The organism is Pseudarthrobacter sp. L1SW (assembly GCF_020809045.1).
Taxonomy (GTDB): Bacteria; Actinomycetota; Actinomycetes; order Actinomycetales; family Micrococcaceae; genus Arthrobacter.
The window spans coordinates 539,780-557,330 of record NZ_CP078079.1 but is presented as its reverse complement, the minus strand read 5'-3'; the positions used below and the strand labels follow the sequence as shown (position 1 = coordinate 557,330).

Below are 17,551 nucleotides of genomic sequence, written 5' to 3'. Positions count from 1 at the left end.
CTGTCAGTGTGTGTTGCTACTCGTCGTCGGCTTCCTCTCCCGGGCGGGAGGTCTGGGTGGCGAGGCTGTCCCAGAAGGAGGTGTCGGCGTCGGCAATAGAACCGTCAGCGATGGCGGCGGCGGTGGCCGTCAGCGTGGTCACCGTCTGCTTGATCAGGTAGCCGTTGCTCCGGAGCCCCAGGGCGTAGCCGTCCAGGTAGTGGTCAGACATGCCGCGCATCTCGAACAGGAGCGTTGCGATGCCGTATTCCACTGCGATGCCGTTGCGGCTGATGGTTTCGGCGCTTCCGCCCACGTACTTGCCCAGGTGGCCCCAGCCGGTGGAATCGACGTTGTGGAACACCACGGCGCCCAGCTGCTTGGACTTTTCCACCAATGCCGGATCGGCGTTGGGGGTGGTGGGGTACAGGATGGAGCCGGACACCAGTTCGCCGTCACGCTGGCTGCGGGTGCCCTGGTGGTGCAGGTCGATCATGTAGTCCACGTTGTACTTGCGCATCACGTTGTTGTGCAGCGCTTGGGTCTCGGGCTGGATCTTGGCCACATGGTCGCGGTTGAGGTCCACTTCGTTCGCGTTGTGGCGCGTCATGTTCCGGTCGCCCTTGGCCAGGTAGTCATCCAGGGAAAAGTTCACGTCACCCATGGCACCGTCCGCGTTGAGCATGGGCACGATGAGGATGTTCACGCCGTCCAGGACATCCTGCGATTTGCCGGTGCCAAGGTGCTTGACGAATTCCAGCGCACCTTCCGTGGTGAGCTGTTCGTTGCCGTGCTGCTGCGTCAGGTAGAGGATGGTGGGCTTGGCCGGGTCCGAGATGTACTTGACCAGGTGGATGTCCCGGCCCTTCACCGTTTGGCCGATGACTTCCAGTTCCATGGCGGACTGGCGGGCGTCCTGGTCTTTGAGGAACGAGACCATCTGGTCGTAGGTGGCAAGCTTCGACGTGGTGATCTGGCCGTTGCCGTCATAGTTGGGGCCTTCGCCCACGGCCATCGCGGGTGCGGGCGCAGCGATTGCCGCAAGGGCCAGGGCTCCCGATACGGCCAGGGTCCTGAAGGTTGCCAGGGTAGTTCTCACGGTACGGTACCTCTTCCAGTGCATGTGGGGGCGACCAGCCCGCCATGTCCCCCATCACGGGCTGTGACAGAAGCAAACCAACCTGGACGAATCCTGTCAATCGATATGACTGAATGCCGCAGGCAGTTATTACGTTCTGAAAGAGCACATCCGTTGCAGGCGACCGGCGTTTCGTTTCGCCGGGCTTGCTAAACTGGGAAAGGCCGACCAGGAATCGGCCCACCCCAACTAACCGCCGTTGATGAGGCCGTGCCGTCGTGCGCCCATTTTCACCGTCGGAAGCAACATCAATCCCCGCAGGAGATCAAGCACTTCATGACAGCCCTGGCACCCGAATCTTTCCATGAGCAGCTCCTGAGCCGCCGTTACGAACCCAACGTTGCCGCCGTCAACGAACTGTGCGATTCCCTGCAGGACGCCAAGCCCGGCACAGTGGTGCCCTACGTCGATCCCATGCACGACGTGGACGAGTGCCGCATCATCAGCCTGTACTCGAACATCGGCGCGGCGGACAAGTCCGGCTTTATCACTCCCGGGGACGATGACGCCGCCACCCGGATGCTGGGCATCCAGTGGAAGCTGGGCCTGCGTCCCGAGTTCGTGATGCCGTGGAATGTCCACCCGTGGCACATCCCAGGGGAAGCGAACGGCAAGTTCACCCCGGACCAGATCTCGGCCGGCCTCAAGCCGCTGCTCAAGTTCCTGGCCCTCGTCCCCCGCGCGTCGGTCATCGTTGCCCACGGCACGGAAGCCAACCGCCTGGCCAACCTGCTGCTGAAGACCGAAGTGCCGCTGCTCTGGCGCCGTGGCCTGAAGACCTACAAGGTGCGCTCCCTCAGCGGCCGCGCCTTCGCCGGCTCACCCGCCCGCCAGGAGGAGTACCTCGAGGACATGCGCGTGGCCTACGCGGACGCGATGGCCCGGACAGGGCTGCAGAAAGCCAGCTGACTCCCGACTTCCAGGCATTACGACGACGGCCGGCACCTTTTCGAGAAAGGTGCCGGCCGTCGTCGTCATACAAAGGGGCCTCCGCCGCCCAGGATTTCCCTGGCTGAGCGAAGCGAGGGAGGCTGTGGGGACCTACTTCGCCTCTATGGCTGCCTTGGCCGCGGGGTCGGAGTCGTTGAGGAACTTCTCGATCCGTTCCGGCTCCTCCGCCTCGCCGATCGCAGCTGACGCCCGGCCAAGCGAGTACAGCGCGCGCAGGAAGCCTTGGTTGGGTTCGTGCTCCCAGGGAATGGGACCAACGCCCCGCCACCCGTTGCGGCGCAGCGAGTCAAGGCCGCGGTGGTAGCCCACGCGCGAGTAGGCGTAGGAATCGATGGTGCGCCCTTCAGCCCAGGCCTCTTCAGCCAGCACTGCCCACAACAGCGAGGACGTGGGGTGTCTGGCCACCAGGTCCAGGGCTTCCTGGCCCGCTTCCAGCTGCTGGTAGACCTCAGTCTCGGCAGGGAGGAGCGTGGGCTCGGGGCCCATCAGGTTCCTCCGGAACTCGTCGGACATTCCTAGAAGGTCTTTCCGGCCGAACCGAGCTGCTTGGTGGCTTCGACAACGCGGGCTGCCAGGCCGGCTTCGGCGGCTGCACCCCAGACGCGGGGATCGTACGTCTTCTTGTTGCCAACCTCGCCGTCGACCTTCAGGACGCCGTCGTAGTTCTTGAACATGTGGTCCGCCACGGGGCGCGTGTAGGCGTACTGGGTGTCGGTGTCGATGTTCATCTTGATGGTGCCGTAGGAGACTGCGTCCGCGATTTCCTGGTCCGAGGAGCCGGAACCGCCGTGGAACACGAGGTCGAACGGGCTGTCCTTGCCGATCTTGGCGCCAACCTGGGCCTGGATGTCCTTCAGGATCTCCGGGCGCAGCTTCACTCCGCCGGGCTTGTAGACGCCGTGGACGTTGCCGAAGGTCAGGGCGGTGATGTAGCGGCCGTTCTCGCCGGCGCCCAGCGCTTCGATGGTGGCGAGGGCGTCTTCCACGGTGGTGTAGAGCTTCTCGTTGATCTCGTTTTCGACGCCGTCCTCTTCGCCGCCCACGGTGCCGATCTCCACCTCGAGGATCATCTTTGCGGCGGCGGTGCGCTCGAGCAGTTCGCGGGCGATGCGCAGGTTCTCCTGCAGGGTCTCCGCGGAGCCGTCCCACATGTGGGAGTTGAACAGCGGGTTGCGGCCGGCCTTGACCTCGGCCTCGGACGCTGCGAGCAGGGGCAGGACGAAGCCGTCCAGCTTGTCCTTGGGGCAGTGGTCCGTGTGCAGCGCGATGTTGACGTTGTAGTTCTTCGCCACTTCGCGGGCGAAGGCCGCGAAGCCCAGCGAACCGGCAACCATGTCCTTGGTGGACGCGCCGGACCAGTATGCGGCGCCGCCGGTGGAGACCTGGACGATGCCGTCGGACTCAGCTTCGGCGAAGCCGCGGAGGGCGGCGTTCAGCGTCTGTGAGGATGTTACGTTCACGGCCGGGAATGCGAAGCCGCCCGCCTTTGCGCGGTCGATCATCTCGGAGTAGATCTCTGGGGTTGCAATGGGCATGCTGACTCCTATGCTGAGGTTCGTCTGTGGGCTGGTAACCCTGGAGTACCGCTTACGGCTAGCACCATCCTAGCCATTTCCGTGCAGCATGTGCTCCCGGTTACGCCCCGCCGCCACCCGGGACGGCAGTTCAGGACACGGCGGGCTACACGTGCTGGTTGAACACGTGCCGGCGCACCCAGGCGTGCATGGCGATGGCCGCTGCCGAGGCTGCGTTGATGGACCGGGTGGAGCCGAACTGTTCGATGGACAGGGTGGCCACGGCCGCTTCATGGACCTCCGGCGTCAAGCCGGGTCCTTCCTGGCCGAACACCAGCACGCAGTCCCTGGGCAGTTCATAGGTCTCGAGCGGCACGGAGTCCGGGAAGATGTCGATCCCGATGATCGCCAGTCCCTCCCCCTGCGCCCAGGCCACGAAGTCCTCCACGGTGGGGTGGTGCCGGACATGCTGGTAGCGGTCGGTGACCATGGCACCCCGCCGGTTCCACCGCCGTCGTCCGATGATGTGCACTTCCTTGGCCAGGAACGCATTGGCCGTGCGCACCACGGTGCCGATGTTCAGGTCGTGCTGCCAGTTCTCGATGGCGACGTGGAAGTTGTGGCGCCGGGAGTCGAGTTCCGCAACAATCGCTTCGTGCTTCCAGTAGCGGTACTTGTCCAGCACATTGCGGCGGTCGCCGTCGGCAAGGAGGTCGGGGTCCCAGTGGTCCCCTTCCGGCAGCTCGCCTTCCCAGGGCCCGACGCCGACCTCCGCCTTTTCAGGGGCGGCCTCCTCAGGCTGCGGGTTGAGTTCGTCTGGCAGGCCGGGCGTCTGGTTCACCCCTCAACACTAGACTGGACCACTGGAGCATTCATCACCGTGGAGGCAGACGTGGCAGAAGCAGACCAGGTAGCAGGGAACCCGGCGGTATACCGCAGCGGCCAGGAGATTGAATGCTGGCTGACGGACATGGACGGCGTCCTGGTCCACGAAAACCAGCCCATCCCCGGCGCGGCCGAGCTCATCCAGCGGTGGGTGGACACCTCCAGGCGCTTCCTGGTGCTGACCAACAATTCCATCTATACCCCGCGCGACCTGGCTGCGCGCCTGCGCTCCTCCGGCCTGGAGATCCCCGAAGAGAACATCTGGACCTCTGCGCTGGCCACGGCGCAGTTCCTCAAGGACCAGGTGCGGGGCTCGGAATCCGGAAACCGCGCCTACACCATCGGTGAGGCGGGCCTGACGACGGCACTGCACGAGGCAGGCTTCATCCTCACCGACCAGAATCCGGACTTCGTGGTGCTTGGCGAGACGCGCACCTACTCCTTCGAGGCCATCACCATGGCCATCCGGCTGATCCTTGCCGGCGCGCGGTTCATTGCCACGAACCCGGACGCCACCGGCCCATCCAAGGACGGCCCCATGCCGGCCACGGGAGCGATCGCGGCGCTGATTACGAAGGCCACCGGCCGTGAGCCGTACATTGTGGGCAAGCCGAACCCCATGATGTTCCGCTCTGCCATGAACCAGATCGATGCCCACTCCGAGACCACTGCCATGATCGGGGACCGGATGGACACGGACATCATCGCCGGCATGGAGGCGGGGCTGCACACCGTCCTGGTCCTCAGCGGCATCACCCACAAGGACGACATCGCTGCGTACCCCTTCCGGCCCAACCAGGTCCTGAACTCCGTGGCGGACCTGAAGAACCAGATCTAGAACACCGTCACCCGGGAACCGCCGCGGGGGAGCGGGAAGTGCTCATCCAGCAGTTCTTCCAGAATGGGCCGGTAGACGTTCGGGTTCCAGCCCGGACTCGCGTGGGCGGGCCTGGCACCGACGGTCTGCAGGGAGCTCGACACCATGTTCGCCTTGAAGGCTACGGCCCACGCCTCCACCGCCGTCTGGTAGCGGACGGTGCGGTCACTGGGGTTGCCGATGTAGGCCATCTTGGCGCCCCCGATCTTGTCCGCGAACCGGCTGCCCTCGAAGTGGTAGATGTATGCCGACTCGGACTGGATGAGCACGCTGGACGGGGCGATCGGTGACAGCTGCTCCAGCGTCTGGTCAAGGATCTGGCGCCAGCTCCGCTCGTCCTTGTGGATGACCCGCTCCCCCAGCTCGTAGCCGCCGCGGAGGGTGGACGGGAACCGGAACCCACGCTCATAAAGGAACACCACGCCGTCGAACCAGCTCTGGTCCAGGACGTCGTGCTTGCTGTAGGGACTGGAATCGAGAACGATGAACTCCACTTCCACGCCGTGGATTTCCAGCAGGCGCGCGGCAACCTGGGTAGCCACCATCCCGCCGAAGCTGTGGCCGTAGAAAAACAGCTTGGTGAGCTTCTGTGCCCGGACGTATTCGATGACCGCAATCACCACCTCGTCGATGTCCAGGCCCTGGTTTGAATATCCGACGGCGGCAAGGCGGGCGCGCTTGTTCAACGCCCCCCGGAGGGAGTTGAGGATCCACTGGGATTCCTCCCAGCTCGTCTTGTAGCCGGGGAACAGGAACCAGCTGGCGTCGGGGTAGTAGGCATCGGCGAAGCCGTCATCGACGGGAAGGATCCGGTTGCTCCGGCGCTGCGACTGCACCTGGCGGGTCAGCAGCATGTCCGCCGCAAGCAGGCCCGAAGCACCGGCTCCGGACAGGAACCCACGCCGGGAAAATTGTTTAAGGGCAGCACCTTCGGCCAGCAGCCGGGCCCCCGGGACCCCGGGCCGGTCCTGCGGACTTACCTCCCCCTCATACGGCACACCCCTACCGTAGGCACACCTGAAGACGCCGCCGCAAGAAGGCGGCTGTAACCATTCAGTGACGCCCGGTCAGGCAGCGGCGCTCAGCTGGCCGCCTGACCCTCCGAGGCAGGCAGGGATGCAGCGGACTCCTGCTGCCGGCGCCGCAACTCTTCGCCAATGTCGTTGTAGCGGCCCAGCAGGTCCGAGCCCGCGAACGCTTTGGGACTGTCCAACAGGGCAAAAATCGAGTCGCTCGCCGTCAGCAGTTCCGCGTCCGAATACTCCTCCAGGGGCCGGCCGCACAAGTCGTCCAGGCGGCCGGCAGGCACCAGCGGAAACCCCTCGGCGAGGTCCCCCACGCCGTCGCAGCCGTCGGCAAGCCCTTCGATGAGTGCCAGCTCCCGTCCGCTTGGCTCCTGACCCGCGGCCCATTCAGCAGTGCCAAGGGTGAGGTCCAGGGAAACGCCGCTGCCATAGATTCCCGGCAACGTGCCGGTGTCAATGGCATTCAGGTCGCTCCGCAGGCCGGCGAGGGCGGAAGACTCCACGAGTACAGCCCCGGAGAGGTAAACGCGGATATGGGAGCGGATGCCCATTCGCCGGATCCGCCGGATGATGTGGGCGAGTTCGGGCCGGGAGCCCTGGGTCAGGCTTCCCCGGACATCGATACGGACAATGTCCGCGGGGACATCGAGGTTAACAAGGGCATTTAAGGCGCGGTCCATAGGTACTCCAAAAGAGGTGTCTATGGCCGACGGCTCAACCTCGGTAAGCGTAACCTCCCTCGAAGCCCCGCACAACCCGCCAGTAACAAGGAAGGAAGCTTGCTAAGCGCTCTGGTCCGCCTGGACTTTGCCCGGTTCCTGGAAATGGGTCCGGGTGCCGACACCGCCAACGGAATCAACCAGGGACTTGGCGATGTCCCTCAGCTTGGTGTTCGTGTTGGAGGAGGCTTCCGTCAGGATGGCGACTGCCGCCTCCTGGCTGCACCTGTTCTGCGCCATCACAATGCCGATGGCGATGTCGATGATGGTGCGGGATTCCAGGGTGGCCCGGAGGTTAGCCGCGCTGTCCGTGTGGAGCGAGAACCGTACGGCAAGCCGCAGCGCCTGGGAGATCTCGCGGGTGAATTGCCGGGCCCTGGCAGTGGCGCGCTCATCAAACTTGTGCGGGGCGTCCGAGTACAGGTTCAGGGCCGCCTTCGCTTCGCCCTGCAGGTTGAAGGGCAGGGACAGCACGGACCGCAGTCCATGGGACGCCACGGCGGAGGCATAGTCCGGGCCCCAGCGGTTCTCCTCGAACAGGTCAGGAACGTGGACTTCGCGTTCCTCCTGGGCGGCGGTGAGGCACGGGCCCTGGGAGAGTGAATACTGGATCTGGTCCACTTCCCGGGCCGAATCGCTGCTCCAGCCGATGGTGGCAGCCTTGCGGTCGCGGAGCAGCGTGATGCCGCAGAGCGCGTCGTCGCCGTCGCCCGCCATCTGGTGCGCGGAGAACCGGGCGAGCTCATTGAGGAAGTCCTCAAAGTCGGCACTCTCCAGGATGAGGTTCTGGACCTGATCGGTGGTGCTCAAAGGCTGTTCAGGGGGGAGCATGGTGCACGTTCTCCGTACGGGGAATGAAGGGGTTACCGCAAATGATAGAACAGCCTCACGGTGCGGTCCACATCGGCGGCGGGCACCGCAGGCGGCCCAAGGCCGGCCCGCGGTGGCGCATGGAGCGGGAAGGCTAGGAAAGCCCCAGTTCGTCCTTGCCGAATGCGAACAGGTAGGGCACCCCGGTTTCCGCTTCGATCTTTTCCTTCGCGCCGGTATCGCGGTCCACGATGACGGCAACGGCCACCACATTGCCTCCGGCCCTCCGGACGCCCTCCACGGCCGTCAGCGCCGAGCCGCCGGTAGTGGACGTGTCCTCCAAAACCAGGACTTTCCGTCCTTCGACCGACGGGCCTTCCACCTGGCGGCCCATGCCATAGGACTTCTGCGCCTTGCGGACCACAAACGCGTCCACAGTGCGTCCGGCGTCCACTGCCGCATGCATGACCGCGGTACCCACGGGGTCAGCACCCATGGTGAGTCCGCCCGCGCACTCAAAATCGATTCCGGCGTCGTCCGCCAGCGCCAGCATCACCTGGCCCACCAGCTTGGATGCCTCGTGGTGCAGCGTGATGCGGCGAAGGTCGATGTAGTAGTCAGCCTCGGCTCCGCTGGAGAGGATCACCTTGCCGCGGACCACGGCGAGTTCCTTGATCAGTTCCAGCAGTCGGGCGCGGGCGGCTGCAGTATCCACTGCAGTGTCACTGGGGGAAGTCATGGACTCCAGTTTAGTGGGGGCGGCCCGGTGTGGATGCTTGAGCGTTGTTGACACCGCTGGCTAGGCTGTTCCACATGCGCGAACTCCAGGCCAGCATCATCAAGGAAATGGGCGTACAGCCCCGGATCGATCCCGCCGGGGAGGTGCGCAAGCGCGTCACATTCCTCAAGGACTACCTGAAGGCCACCCATACCAAGGGTTTCGTCCTGGGCATTTCCGGCGGCCTCGATTCGTCGCTCGCCGGAAAGCTGGCCCAGCTTGCGGTCGAAGAACTTGAAGCAGAGGGCGTGGAGGCCAACTTCGTGGCGGTGCGGCTGCCCTATGGCGTCCAGCATGACGAGGAAGACGCCCAGGCCGCCCTGGACTTCATCAAGCCCAAGACGGAATGGACCTTCAACATCTCCGCGGCCGTGGACGGCTTCGAGGATGAGTTCGAGAAAACCGTAGGCACGGAGATCTCCGACTTCCACAAGGGCAACACCAAGGCCCGCACCCGCATGATTGCCCAGTACGCCCTGGCGGGCGAACACAACTACCTGGTGGTCGGCACGGACCACGGCGCCGAGTCCGTGACCGGCTTTTTCACCAAGTACGGCGACGGCGGCGCGGACATCCTGCCGCTGTTCGGCCTGAACAAGCGGCAAAACAGGGCCCTGCTGGCCGAACTTGGAGCGCCGGCACGGGTCTGGGAGAAGGTGCCCACGGCGGACCTCCTGGACGACAAACCGGGCCGCACCGATGAGGACGAGCTGGGCCTGAGCTACGACCAGATCGACGATTACCTGGAAGGCCGGGATGTTCCGGAGTCCGTGGCCGACTCGATCGAACAGAAGTACCTGCGCACGCGGCACAAGCGCACGGTCCCCGTCACCATCTTTGACACCTGGTGGAAGACCGAGGGCCCGGAGGAGCCGCGCGCAGGGCTGTAGGAATTCAGCGCGCCCGGTTCGCCTTTCCGTCCCCGCCCAGCTGCTGGGTGATGCGGTGGGCCTCCGCCATCAACAGGTTCCCCAGCTCTTCCTGGCGTTCCGCCCGGAAGCGCGGCTCGATCCCGGTGAGTGAGAGGGCCCACGCCGGCCGGCCGGACGGGTCGAACACAGCGGCGCCCATGCCCCAACTGCCTTCCAGGACCAGCCCGGGATTAACCGAGTAGCCCGCCTGCCGGGTCCGGGCAAGGTTGGCCCGGACTACCTCCTCGGAGTGCCCCGCCGCGAATGCGCCGGCATGCTTCCGCCAACTGCCCAGCAGCTCCTCCTGCTCGGCCTCCGGCAGGAAAGCCATGATGGCGGTGCCCGCGGAGGCCACCCCGAGCGGGAAGCGCACGCCCTCGTGCAGCACGAAGGACCGGACCGGGAAACTGCCCTCCTCACGCAGCAGGCACACCGTCTCGGAACCGCGGCGGATGGAGAAGAAGGCACTTTCGCCAGTGGCCTCGGCAAGCCGGCGGAGGCTGGGCCTGGCGATGTCCTCCAGCGGAAACCGCGCCGACGCCACCGATCCCATCAGGAGGATCTCCGGGCCCAGGACCCAGTTGCCGCTCCCGGCATCGTGGTCCAGCAGCCCCTCGGAAGCCAGGGAGGAGAGGAGCCGGTGGACGGTGGGCCGCGTCAGGCCTGATTCCTGTACCAGGGCGGCCAGGCCCATTCCCTCCGCGCTGCGGCCCACCAGCCGTAACAATCCGGCGATGCGGCTCACCACCTGGGCTCCCTGCACGGGCACTTGGCTCATTCCACTCCTTCAATGTCCATAATGTGGATCAGGTTCAGCATACCGTCCACAGTGTAAAACGCAGCGTTTTACGCTAATCCGCGCTTCTTGACACCCCTAAAAACTCCCCGTACTGTCCCTTTGCAGACCTGTTGTCCACAACGTGGATAACTCCCGGAGACTCAACGAGGAGACGCCATGACCAAACTCCAGCCAACCGCCGTTGCCGCCCTGGAAGGGGCCCTGCGGGACGGCATCACCCTGGCCGTAGGCGGGTTCGGCCTCAGCGGCATCCCCGCGGACCTGATCGAGGCGGTGCGCAACTCAGGGGTCAAGGACCTGACCGTGGTGTCCAACAACATGGGCGTGGACGGCAAGGGCCTGGGCATCCTCATCGAGGCAGGCCAGGTCCGCAAGGTGATCGCAAGCTATGTGGGCGAAAACAAGCTGTTCGCGGAGCAGTACCTCGCCGGACGGCTCGAGGTTGAGTTCACGCCGCAGGGAACCCTTGCCGAACGCCTCCGGGCCGGCGGCGCCGGGATCCCTGCTTTCTACACCAGGACCGGCGTGGGCACCCTGGTTGCCGAAGGCAAGCCCCACGAGGTGTTCGACGGCGAAACGTACGTCCAGGAGCGCGCCATCCGCGCCGACGTCGCTCTTGTCCACGCCCACACCGCGGACACGGACGGAAACCTCACCTACCGCTACACAGCCCGCAACTTCAACCCCGTCATTGCAACGGCCGGGCTGCTGACCATCGCGGAGGCGGAAGTCATCGTGGAACCGGGCGAACTGGACCCCAACCACATCGTCACGCCCGGCGTGTACGTCCAGCGCCTGGTCAAGGCCAGCACGCGCCTGAAGGACATCGAGCAGCGGACCGTCCGTCCGCGCCCCCTGTCCATGGATGCCGAAGCGCTGGCCGTCTGAAAAACCGAACCCACGGAGGAGTACCCATCATGGCTTGGACCAGGGATGAAATGGCTGCCATCGCAGCCGAAGAACTGAACGACGGCGACTACGTCAACCTGGGCATCGGCATCCCCACGCTGGTGGCCAACAACCTGCCCGACGGCGTCCGGGTTGTGCTGCAGAGCGAAAACGGACTGCTCGGCATGGGACCGTTCCCCTACGAAGGCGAGGAGGATGCGGACCTCATCAACGCCGGAAAGCAGACCGTCACGGTGTTGCCCGGTGGAAGCATCTTTGACTCGGCCACGTCTTTCGGGATGATCCGCGGCGGCCACGTCAAGGTCGCGATCCTGGGCGCCATGCAGGTATCCGGCAGCGGCGACCTGGCCAACTGGACCATCCCGGGAAAGATGGTCAAGGGCATGGGCGGGGCCATGGATTTGGTGGCCGGGACCCCGCGGGTGGTGGTCCTCACGGAACACACCGCCAAGGACGGCACCGCGAAGATCGTCCGCGAGTGCACGCTGCCGCTGACCGGGTTGAGCTGCGTGGACCGGATCGTCAGCGACCTTGCGGTCTTCGATCTTTACCCAACGGACGACGGCGGGCGGCAGCTTACGCTGACCCGGCTGGCACCGGGGATCACCGTTGAGGAGATCCGCGAAAAGACGGAGGCTGCGTTCACTGTCGCGCTGGAAGAGCCGGCCGCCGCAGAATCCGCCATGGAAGGAGCTTCGGCATGAGCCTCAAGGAACAGTTCGGCAAGGATGTCCTGCTCACGGGCTGGGGCCACAGCCGGTTTGGGAAGCTGGCGGACGAGACCCTGGAATCCCTGATCGTCCAGGTGTCCACCGAGGCCATCAGCAATGCGGGCATCGAGGCCGGCCAGATCGACGAGATCTACCTGGGCCAGTTCAACTCCGGCATGATGCCGCTGGCATTCCCGTCGTCGCTGGCCCTGCAGGTCTCGGACCAACTCGCCAACGTTCCCGCCACACGGGTGGAGAACGCCTGCGCCTCAGGTTCCGCCGCGTTCCAGCAGGGCACCAAGTCCCTCCTGGCCGGCACGGCAAAGACCGTGCTGGTGATCGGCGCCGAGAAGATGACCCACGCGGGAGCCGATGTTGTGGGGGCAGGCCTGCTGGGCGCCGACTATGATATGGCCGGCAAGGCGTCCACCACCGGTTTCACCGGCCTCTTTGCCGAGGTGGCCAAGCACTACGGAAAGCGGTACGGCGACGGGGACCTGGGCGACGTCCTGGGCAGCATCGCCGCCAAGAACCACCGCAACGGCGTGGACAACCCCTATGCCCAGCTCCGCAAGGACCTCGGCGAGGACTTCTGCCGCACCGTGTCGGACAAGAATCCCATGGTGGCTGATCCCCTGCGCCGGACGGACTGCTCCCCGGTCTCAGACGGTGCCGCCGCCGTCGTGCTGTCAACCTCACCAACGGGCGGTGCCGTTGCGCCCGTGCGGCTCGCCGGCTTCGGCCACGCAAACGACTTCTTCCCCGCGGCCCGCCGCGACCCCGTGGCCTTCGAGGCCACGCGGGTGTCCTGGCAGCGCGCCCTGGCGATGGCCGGCGTCGGACTCCAAGACCTGGACTTCGCGGAGGTGCACGACTGCTTCACCATCGCCGAACTGCTGATGTACGAAGCCATGGGACTCACCGATCGCGGCCAGGGGGTCCGCGCCTTGGCCGAAGGCTGGGTGTACAAGGACGGCAAGCTGCCCGTCAACGTCTCGGGGGGCCTTAAGGCGAAGGGCCACCCGGTGGGCGCAACCGGGGTCTCCCAGCACGTCATCGCAGCCATGCAGCTCAGCGGCACCGCCGGGGACATGCAGCTCGCCGGCCCCCGCCGGGCCGCCGTCCAGAACATGGGCGGCGTTGGCATTGCCAACTACGTCAGCGTGCTCGAGGCCCTCTAAGCCCTTGGAGTTTTTGTCCGGATATGCCCACGTCGCAGGCCCGTAGCCCTGCATATCTGGACAAAAACTCCATTCCCTGACGCACCTGGCCCACACTTGCGCCGAGCTCGGGTTGGCACCGGGGCGGCCGCAATTGCCACCGCCACTAGGCGTGAAGGCATGCCCTGACCTCGCCAAATGTTGCCCAACCCTTGCAAGAGGGGCTTCCGCCCCGTACGTTGGGGACTGCGGGGGACGTTCTCCGCGCACTTCGGGCCGACTGCCCGGGGAGAGAATCAGAGTCACACGAAGGAATGCAGCCATGGCAACAGGCACAGTTAAATGGTTCAACGCCGAAAAGGGTTTTGGCTTCATTGCCCCCGATGACGGGTCCGCTGACGTTTTCGCCCACTACTCGGCAATCGCCAGCAGCGGATACCGCTCACTCGATGAGAACCAGAAGGTTGAATTCGATGTGACCCAGGGTCCCAAGGGCCCGCAGGCAGAGAACATCCGCCCGCTCTAAGGCTTAGGCGACCTCCGGCTCCTGCCGGGGAACCTGTACCAGGCAGCGGCCCCTCCAGCATCATGCTGGAGGGGCCGCTGTTTTGCTTTTCCGCTTCAGCTCCGCCCCTCCCCCCATTCCTGTTCCGGGTTTGGGACAATTGGAGGGTGATGGGACAGGACCAGGGCCAAGACCCCTGGGAGGAGTTCGACAGGCTGGGACCGGCGGCGCCTGACCGCGTTCCCGGGCACCCCGGCGGGGAACCTCTCGGCTTTGGTTTCCGCACCGGCGTGCGCAGCGCGCGTGTCGCCATCGGATTTGCCGTGTACGCCCTCGCGCTGGGGACCGTCCTGGCACTGACCGGATGCATATTTTTCGCTGCCCGCGGGCAATGGCTGCTCGTGGGGCTGATGCTGGCCATCGAGGCAGTCTTCATTTTCGCGTTCAGCCGCCTGGTGGCCCAGGCCCGGAACCGGTCAGCCCGGCGCCATCCCCGCGGCCACGGTTTTCCCGAAAAGCCCGCTTGACCTTGACGCTGCGTCAACCCCTACGCTCAAAGCATGGATGCGGCGGAAGGCACAAGGGGCCCGGACTGGGCCATCCAGGACATCGCGCGGATGGCCGGGACCACCAGCCGCACGCTGCGGCATTATGACGACATTGGGCTTTTGAAGCCCAGCCGGATCGGCGGCAACGGCTACCGGTACTACGACGCCGCCGCCCTCCTGCAGCTGCAGCGGATCCTCCTCCTGCGGGAGCTTGGGCTGGGCCTGCCGGCCATTGCCGAGGTCTTTCGCCAGCAGACGGACGCCGTCAAGGCGCTCAGCCACCACCTGGAGTGGCTGGGCCAGGAACAGGAACGGCTTTCGCGGCAGATGGCGTCTGTCCGGCAAACGATCGAAACAATGAAAGGAGGAGGCGAGATGGTGGCGGAAAAGATGTTCGACGGCTTCGACCACACGCAGTACAAGGACGAGGTGGAAGAACGTTGGGGCAAGGATGCCTACGCAAAGGGCGACGCCTGGTGGCGGGGTATGGATGCAGCGGAAAAACAGGCGTGGAAGTCCGGCGCTGGAAGGCTCGGCAGAGACTGGATCGCTGCCGCAGGTTCCGGGGCTGCCCCGGATGGGGCTGAGGCCCAGGACCTGGCCCGGCGGCATGTGGAATGGCTGTCATCAATTCCGGGGACACCCGCCGCCGAGCAGGGCGGGGACATCAAGGGGTACGTGACCGGGCTGGCGGAAATGTACGTGGCCGATGCCAGGTTCGCCGCCAACTACGGGGGCGAAGCGGGGGCGGAGTTTGTTCGTGATGCACTGCTGGTTTACGCGGGCCGGAACCTCTAGGTTCCGGCCGAAGCAGGGCGGCCCGGCTAGACGAAGGCCGACTTGCCGGTGACGGCACGTCCCACGATGAGGGAATTGATCTCATAGCTGCCCTCGTAGGTGTAGAGGATTTCAGCGTCTCCGAAGAGCTTGCCCATCTCGTAGTCGGCGCTGATGCCATTGCCGCCCAGCAAGGACCGCCCCATGGCCACCGATGCGCGGGCAAGCCGGGTGGTGGTGGCCTTCGCCATGGCGGCCTGGGCCATCTCCAGCTTCCCCTCCTCCTGGATGCGTGCCAGCTGCACCATGAGCGCCAGGGAGGCAGTGGCGTTGCCCAAAATGTCCGCGAGCTGTTGCTGGACCAGCTGGAACCGCGCCAGTTCCCTGCCGAACTGGCGGCGGCTCAACGAGTAGGCGCGGGCAACGTCGAACGCGGCCAGCTGGATCCCGGCGGCCTGCCAGCCCACCCATGCCCGGGAGTCCCGCAGCAGGTGGTTCGCCTTGGTGAAGTCGGTGGCTCCGGGAAGCAGGTTGGCGGCCGGAATACGGACGTCGTGTAGGGTGATGTCCGCATTCTGCATGATCCGCAGGCCTATCTTGTTGCAGATCTTGGTGGCTGCATAGCCGGGCCGGCCCGTCTCCACAAGGAAGGCCTTGACCTGCCGGTCAGCCACGTCCCGCGCCCAGACCAGGGCAAAGTCGGCGATGGTTCCCGCGCCGATCCAGCGCTTGGCGCCGTTCAGGATCCACTCGTCGCCGTCCAGCCTGGCGGACGTCTCCAGCCCTCCGGAAATGTCGGACCCATGGCCGGGTTCCGTCAGCGCAAAGGCCCCCAGGCTGGTGAAGGCTTCCAGCCCCGGCAGCCAGCGGACCTTCTGCTCCTCGGACCCCAGCTCGGTGAGGGTGCCCACGATCAGTTCGTTGTGGATCCCGGCCAGGGCCGAGAGGGACACATCCGCCCGGGCCAACTCCACATACATGAGCCCTTTGAACAGAAGGGAACTGCCGTCCACCTGGAGCGCCCCAAGGCCATGCCGGCCCAACTCCGCCAACAGTTCGAAGGGGAACTCTTCGCGGTTCCAGTACGGGATGGATGCCTGGCGCACCCTTGCCTGCAGGAATTCGCGGACACTGAGGTACCGCTGGCGTTCGCGCACAGGCAGGAGGTCCGCCACATACATCAGGTCCGCGTCAGGAAAAGGGAGTGCGTCGGCGGGACGTTGCGGCTGCAGGGGCTCCACGGGCTGCACGGGTATAAGTCCCTTCCGCTTCACCTAACCATTGGATGTCCTAGTATATTCACAAGGCTAGGAAAAGTGAGCCACGTCACCACAAGGAAAGGTGTGCCATGGCCGCCCCGCTGTCCCGCGATCCCATTGCTGAAGCCCAGCGGAACTGGGAAGAACACGGCTGGGGGGATGTGGCCGCTCCGATGGCGGCCATAACGGCCATTATGCGCACCCAGCAGATCCTGCTCGCCAGGATCGAGTCCATCCTCAAACCGTTCGGCCTCACCTTTGCCCGCTATGAACTCCTGGCGCTGTTGAGCTTCGCCAGGAAGGGCTCGCTTCCCATGAACAAGGCGAGCGCCCTGCTCCAGGTCCACCCCACGTCCATCACCAATGCAGTGGACCGGCTGGAACGCGCCGGCCTGGTGGCCCGCTTCCGGCACCCTACGGACGGCAGGACCACGCTGATTGAACTCACCACCGAGGGGCGCACTATTGCCAAGCGTTCGACGGCGGCACTCAACGCCGAGGTGTTCAGCGCACCTGGGTTTGATCCCGGCGACGTGGAACACCTGATCCGGATCCTCCACGCCTTCCGCCGGAACGCCGGCGATTTTGAGGAGTGAAGGGGATTGTTTGGATTGGTGATGCGGCTGGTCAGCGCCGGAACTTTGCCCGCTTGAACCGCCTGACCACGAGTGCGATCACCGCAACCCCCAAGGCAGCGTAGACAGCGTAGTTCAGGAATCTGGAGTACTGCTCGATCAGCTGGTACTGGGTGCCCAGGAGGTACCCCAGGCCAATCAGTGCTCCGTTCCAGAGGCCGCTGCCGGCCAGGGTGAACAGGCTGAAGGTGCCCACCGGCATGCGGGACGCCCCCGCCGGGAGCGAGATCAGGCTGCGGATCCCGGGGAGCAGCCGGCCGAAAAAGATCGATGACCTGCCGTGGCGGCGGAACCAGCCTGCCGCATGTTCAAAATCCTCCCGGTCCACCAGCGGAAGCCTGGACAACCCCCGGATGGAACGCTCCAGGCCCAGTTTGGCGCCAAGCCAGTAGAGGAACAGTGCACCAAGGTATGCCCCGAGGGTGCTGGTGACGAACACGAGCAACAGGTTCAGGGCTCCCTGCTTGGCGAGGTAGCCGGCCAACGGCAGGATCACCTCGCTGGGGATAGGCGGCACCACGGTTTCGGCCAGGGTGAACGCACCTACACCCCACTCGCCCAGCCGCTCTATGGCGCGGGCAGCCACACCTACCAAACCGGTGAGATTGCCTGTCGAGCCACCAGCATCCGCCGCCATCGCCCACATACAATTCCCCCATCCG

21 protein-coding genes are annotated in these 17,551 nt (G+C 65.3%); 10 read left to right on the top strand and 11 right to left on the bottom strand.

The genetic code is table 11. The features are described from left to right. Nucleotides 1–16: 16 nt before the first annotated feature. A complete protein-coding gene (locus KTR40_RS02705; protein ID WP_228405198.1) occupies nt 17–1,102 on the bottom strand; it encodes a M14 family zinc carboxypeptidase in 1,086 nt (361 codons plus the stop codon). A 291-nt stretch (nt 1,103–1,393) separates the two neighbouring features. On the opposite strand from KTR40_RS02705, the gene KTR40_RS02700 reads away from it, so the two are divergent. Continuing rightward, on the top strand, nt 1,394–2,026 hold the full coding sequence (locus tag KTR40_RS02700; RefSeq protein WP_139027734.1) for a uracil-DNA glycosylase: 633 nt from the start codon (nt 1,394–1,396) through the stop codon (nt 2,024–2,026). A 132-nt stretch (nt 2,027–2,158) separates the two neighbouring features. Here KTR40_RS02700 and KTR40_RS02695 read toward each other — a convergent pair whose 3' ends face one another. The 3 genes from KTR40_RS02695 to KTR40_RS02685 form a co-directional block, all read right to left on the bottom strand. Continuing rightward, nucleotides 2,159–2,581, bottom strand: a complete 423-nt coding sequence (locus KTR40_RS02695; RefSeq protein ID WP_139027733.1) for a DUF3151 domain-containing protein — start codon at nt 2,579–2,581, stop codon at nt 2,159–2,161. A 2-nt stretch (nt 2,582–2,583) separates the two neighbouring features. Then, on the bottom strand, nt 2,584–3,603 hold the full coding sequence (gene fbaA, locus KTR40_RS02690) for a class II fructose-bisphosphate aldolase (protein ID WP_139027732.1): 1,020 nt from the start codon (nt 3,601–3,603) through the stop codon (nt 2,584–2,586). 145 nt (nt 3,604–3,748) lie between these two features. Further along, nucleotides 3,749–4,423 carry a TrmH family RNA methyltransferase gene (locus KTR40_RS02685; RefSeq protein WP_139027731.1) on the bottom strand — a complete coding sequence of 225 codons (675 nt, stop codon included), beginning with the start codon at nt 4,421–4,423 and terminating at the stop codon, nt 3,749–3,751. 51 nt (nt 4,424–4,474) lie between these two features. Here KTR40_RS02685 and KTR40_RS02680 point away from each other — a divergent pair, with 51 nt between their 5' ends. Then, a complete protein-coding gene (locus KTR40_RS02680) occupies nt 4,475–5,305 on the top strand; it encodes an HAD-IIA family hydrolase (protein ID WP_228405197.1) in 831 nt (276 codons plus the stop codon). Here KTR40_RS02680 and KTR40_RS02675 read toward each other — a convergent pair. From KTR40_RS02675 to pyrE, 4 genes are all read right to left on the bottom strand, one after another. Then, nucleotides 5,302–6,342, bottom strand: a complete 1,041-nt coding sequence (locus KTR40_RS02675) for an alpha/beta hydrolase (protein ID WP_228405196.1) — start codon at nt 6,340–6,342, stop codon at nt 5,302–5,304. The genes KTR40_RS02680 and KTR40_RS02675 overlap by 4 nt on opposite strands. An 83-nt stretch (nt 6,343–6,425) precedes the next feature. Further along, a complete protein-coding gene (locus KTR40_RS02670) occupies nt 6,426–7,049 on the bottom strand; it encodes a hypothetical protein (RefSeq protein WP_228405195.1) in 624 nt (207 codons plus the stop codon). Nucleotides 7,050–7,151: 102 nt separating this feature from the next. After that, a complete protein-coding gene (locus KTR40_RS02665; RefSeq protein ID WP_228405194.1) occupies nt 7,152–7,919 on the bottom strand; it encodes a GAF and ANTAR domain-containing protein in 768 nt (255 codons plus the stop codon). A 133-nt stretch (nt 7,920–8,052) separates the two neighbouring features. Further along, complete coding sequence (gene pyrE / locus KTR40_RS02660) at nt 8,053–8,637, bottom strand: orotate phosphoribosyltransferase (RefSeq protein ID WP_139027726.1); 585 nt, start codon at nt 8,635–8,637, stop codon at nt 8,053–8,055. Nucleotides 8,638–8,711: 74 nt separating this feature from the next. On the opposite strand from pyrE, the gene nadE reads away from it, so the two are divergent. Next, nucleotides 8,712–9,566 (top strand): ammonia-dependent NAD(+) synthetase, encoded by an 855-nt coding sequence (gene nadE, locus KTR40_RS02655; RefSeq protein ID WP_228405193.1) that lies wholly within the window; start codon nt 8,712–8,714, stop codon nt 9,564–9,566. Nucleotides 9,567–9,570: 4 nt separating this feature from the next. On the opposite strand, the gene KTR40_RS02650 is transcribed toward nadE, so the two are convergent. Then, a complete protein-coding gene (locus tag KTR40_RS02650) occupies nt 9,571–10,365 on the bottom strand; it encodes an IclR family transcriptional regulator (protein WP_228405192.1) in 795 nt (264 codons plus the stop codon). 177 nt (nt 10,366–10,542) lie between these two features. Here KTR40_RS02650 and KTR40_RS02645 point away from each other — a divergent pair, with 177 nt between their 5' ends. From KTR40_RS02645 to KTR40_RS02620, 6 genes are all read left to right on the top strand, one after another. Then, nucleotides 10,543–11,274, top strand: coding sequence for a CoA transferase subunit A (locus tag KTR40_RS02645; protein WP_228405191.1), 732 nt, complete (start codon nt 10,543–10,545; stop codon nt 11,272–11,274). A gap of 29 nt (nt 11,275–11,303) precedes the next feature. Next, nucleotides 11,304–11,999, top strand: coding sequence for a CoA transferase subunit B (locus KTR40_RS02640; protein ID WP_228405190.1), 696 nt, complete (start codon nt 11,304–11,306; stop codon nt 11,997–11,999). After that, the gene (locus KTR40_RS02635) at nt 11,996–13,186 is read left to right on the top strand and encodes an acetyl-CoA acetyltransferase (RefSeq protein WP_228405189.1); all 1,191 of its coding nucleotides are present in this window, start codon (nt 11,996–11,998) and stop codon (nt 13,184–13,186) included. Before KTR40_RS02640 ends, KTR40_RS02635 begins: the two co-directional genes overlap by 4 nt. Nucleotides 13,187–13,487: 301 nt before the next feature. Next, a complete protein-coding gene (locus KTR40_RS02630) occupies nt 13,488–13,691 on the top strand; it encodes a cold-shock protein (protein ID WP_013599688.1) in 204 nt (67 codons plus the stop codon). Between the two features lie 149 nt (nt 13,692–13,840). Further along, nucleotides 13,841–14,197 (top strand): hypothetical protein, encoded by a 357-nt coding sequence (locus tag KTR40_RS02625; RefSeq protein ID WP_139027720.1) that lies wholly within the window; start codon nt 13,841–13,843, stop codon nt 14,195–14,197. 33 nt (nt 14,198–14,230) lie between these two features. Further along, the gene (locus KTR40_RS02620) at nt 14,231–15,016 is read left to right on the top strand and encodes a TipAS antibiotic-recognition domain-containing protein (protein ID WP_139027719.1); all 786 of its coding nucleotides are present in this window, start codon (nt 14,231–14,233) and stop codon (nt 15,014–15,016) included. A 26-nt stretch (nt 15,017–15,042) separates the two neighbouring features. Here the strand turns inward: KTR40_RS02620 and KTR40_RS02615 are convergent, their stop codons facing one another. Next, on the bottom strand, nt 15,043–16,176 hold the full coding sequence (locus KTR40_RS02615; protein ID WP_139027761.1) for an acyl-CoA dehydrogenase family protein: 1,134 nt from the start codon (nt 16,174–16,176) through the stop codon (nt 15,043–15,045). Nucleotides 16,177–16,343: 167 nt separating this feature from the next. Here KTR40_RS02615 and KTR40_RS02610 point away from each other — a divergent pair, with 167 nt between their 5' ends. Further along, nucleotides 16,344–16,850, top strand: a complete 507-nt coding sequence (locus KTR40_RS02610) for a MarR family winged helix-turn-helix transcriptional regulator (RefSeq protein WP_139027718.1) — start codon at nt 16,344–16,346, stop codon at nt 16,848–16,850. A gap of 31 nt (nt 16,851–16,881) precedes the next feature. Here KTR40_RS02610 and KTR40_RS02605 read toward each other — a convergent pair whose 3' ends face one another. After that, a complete protein-coding gene (locus KTR40_RS02605) occupies nt 16,882–17,535 on the bottom strand; it encodes a DedA family protein (RefSeq protein ID WP_139027717.1) in 654 nt (217 codons plus the stop codon). Nucleotides 17,536–17,551 lie beyond the last annotated feature (16 nt).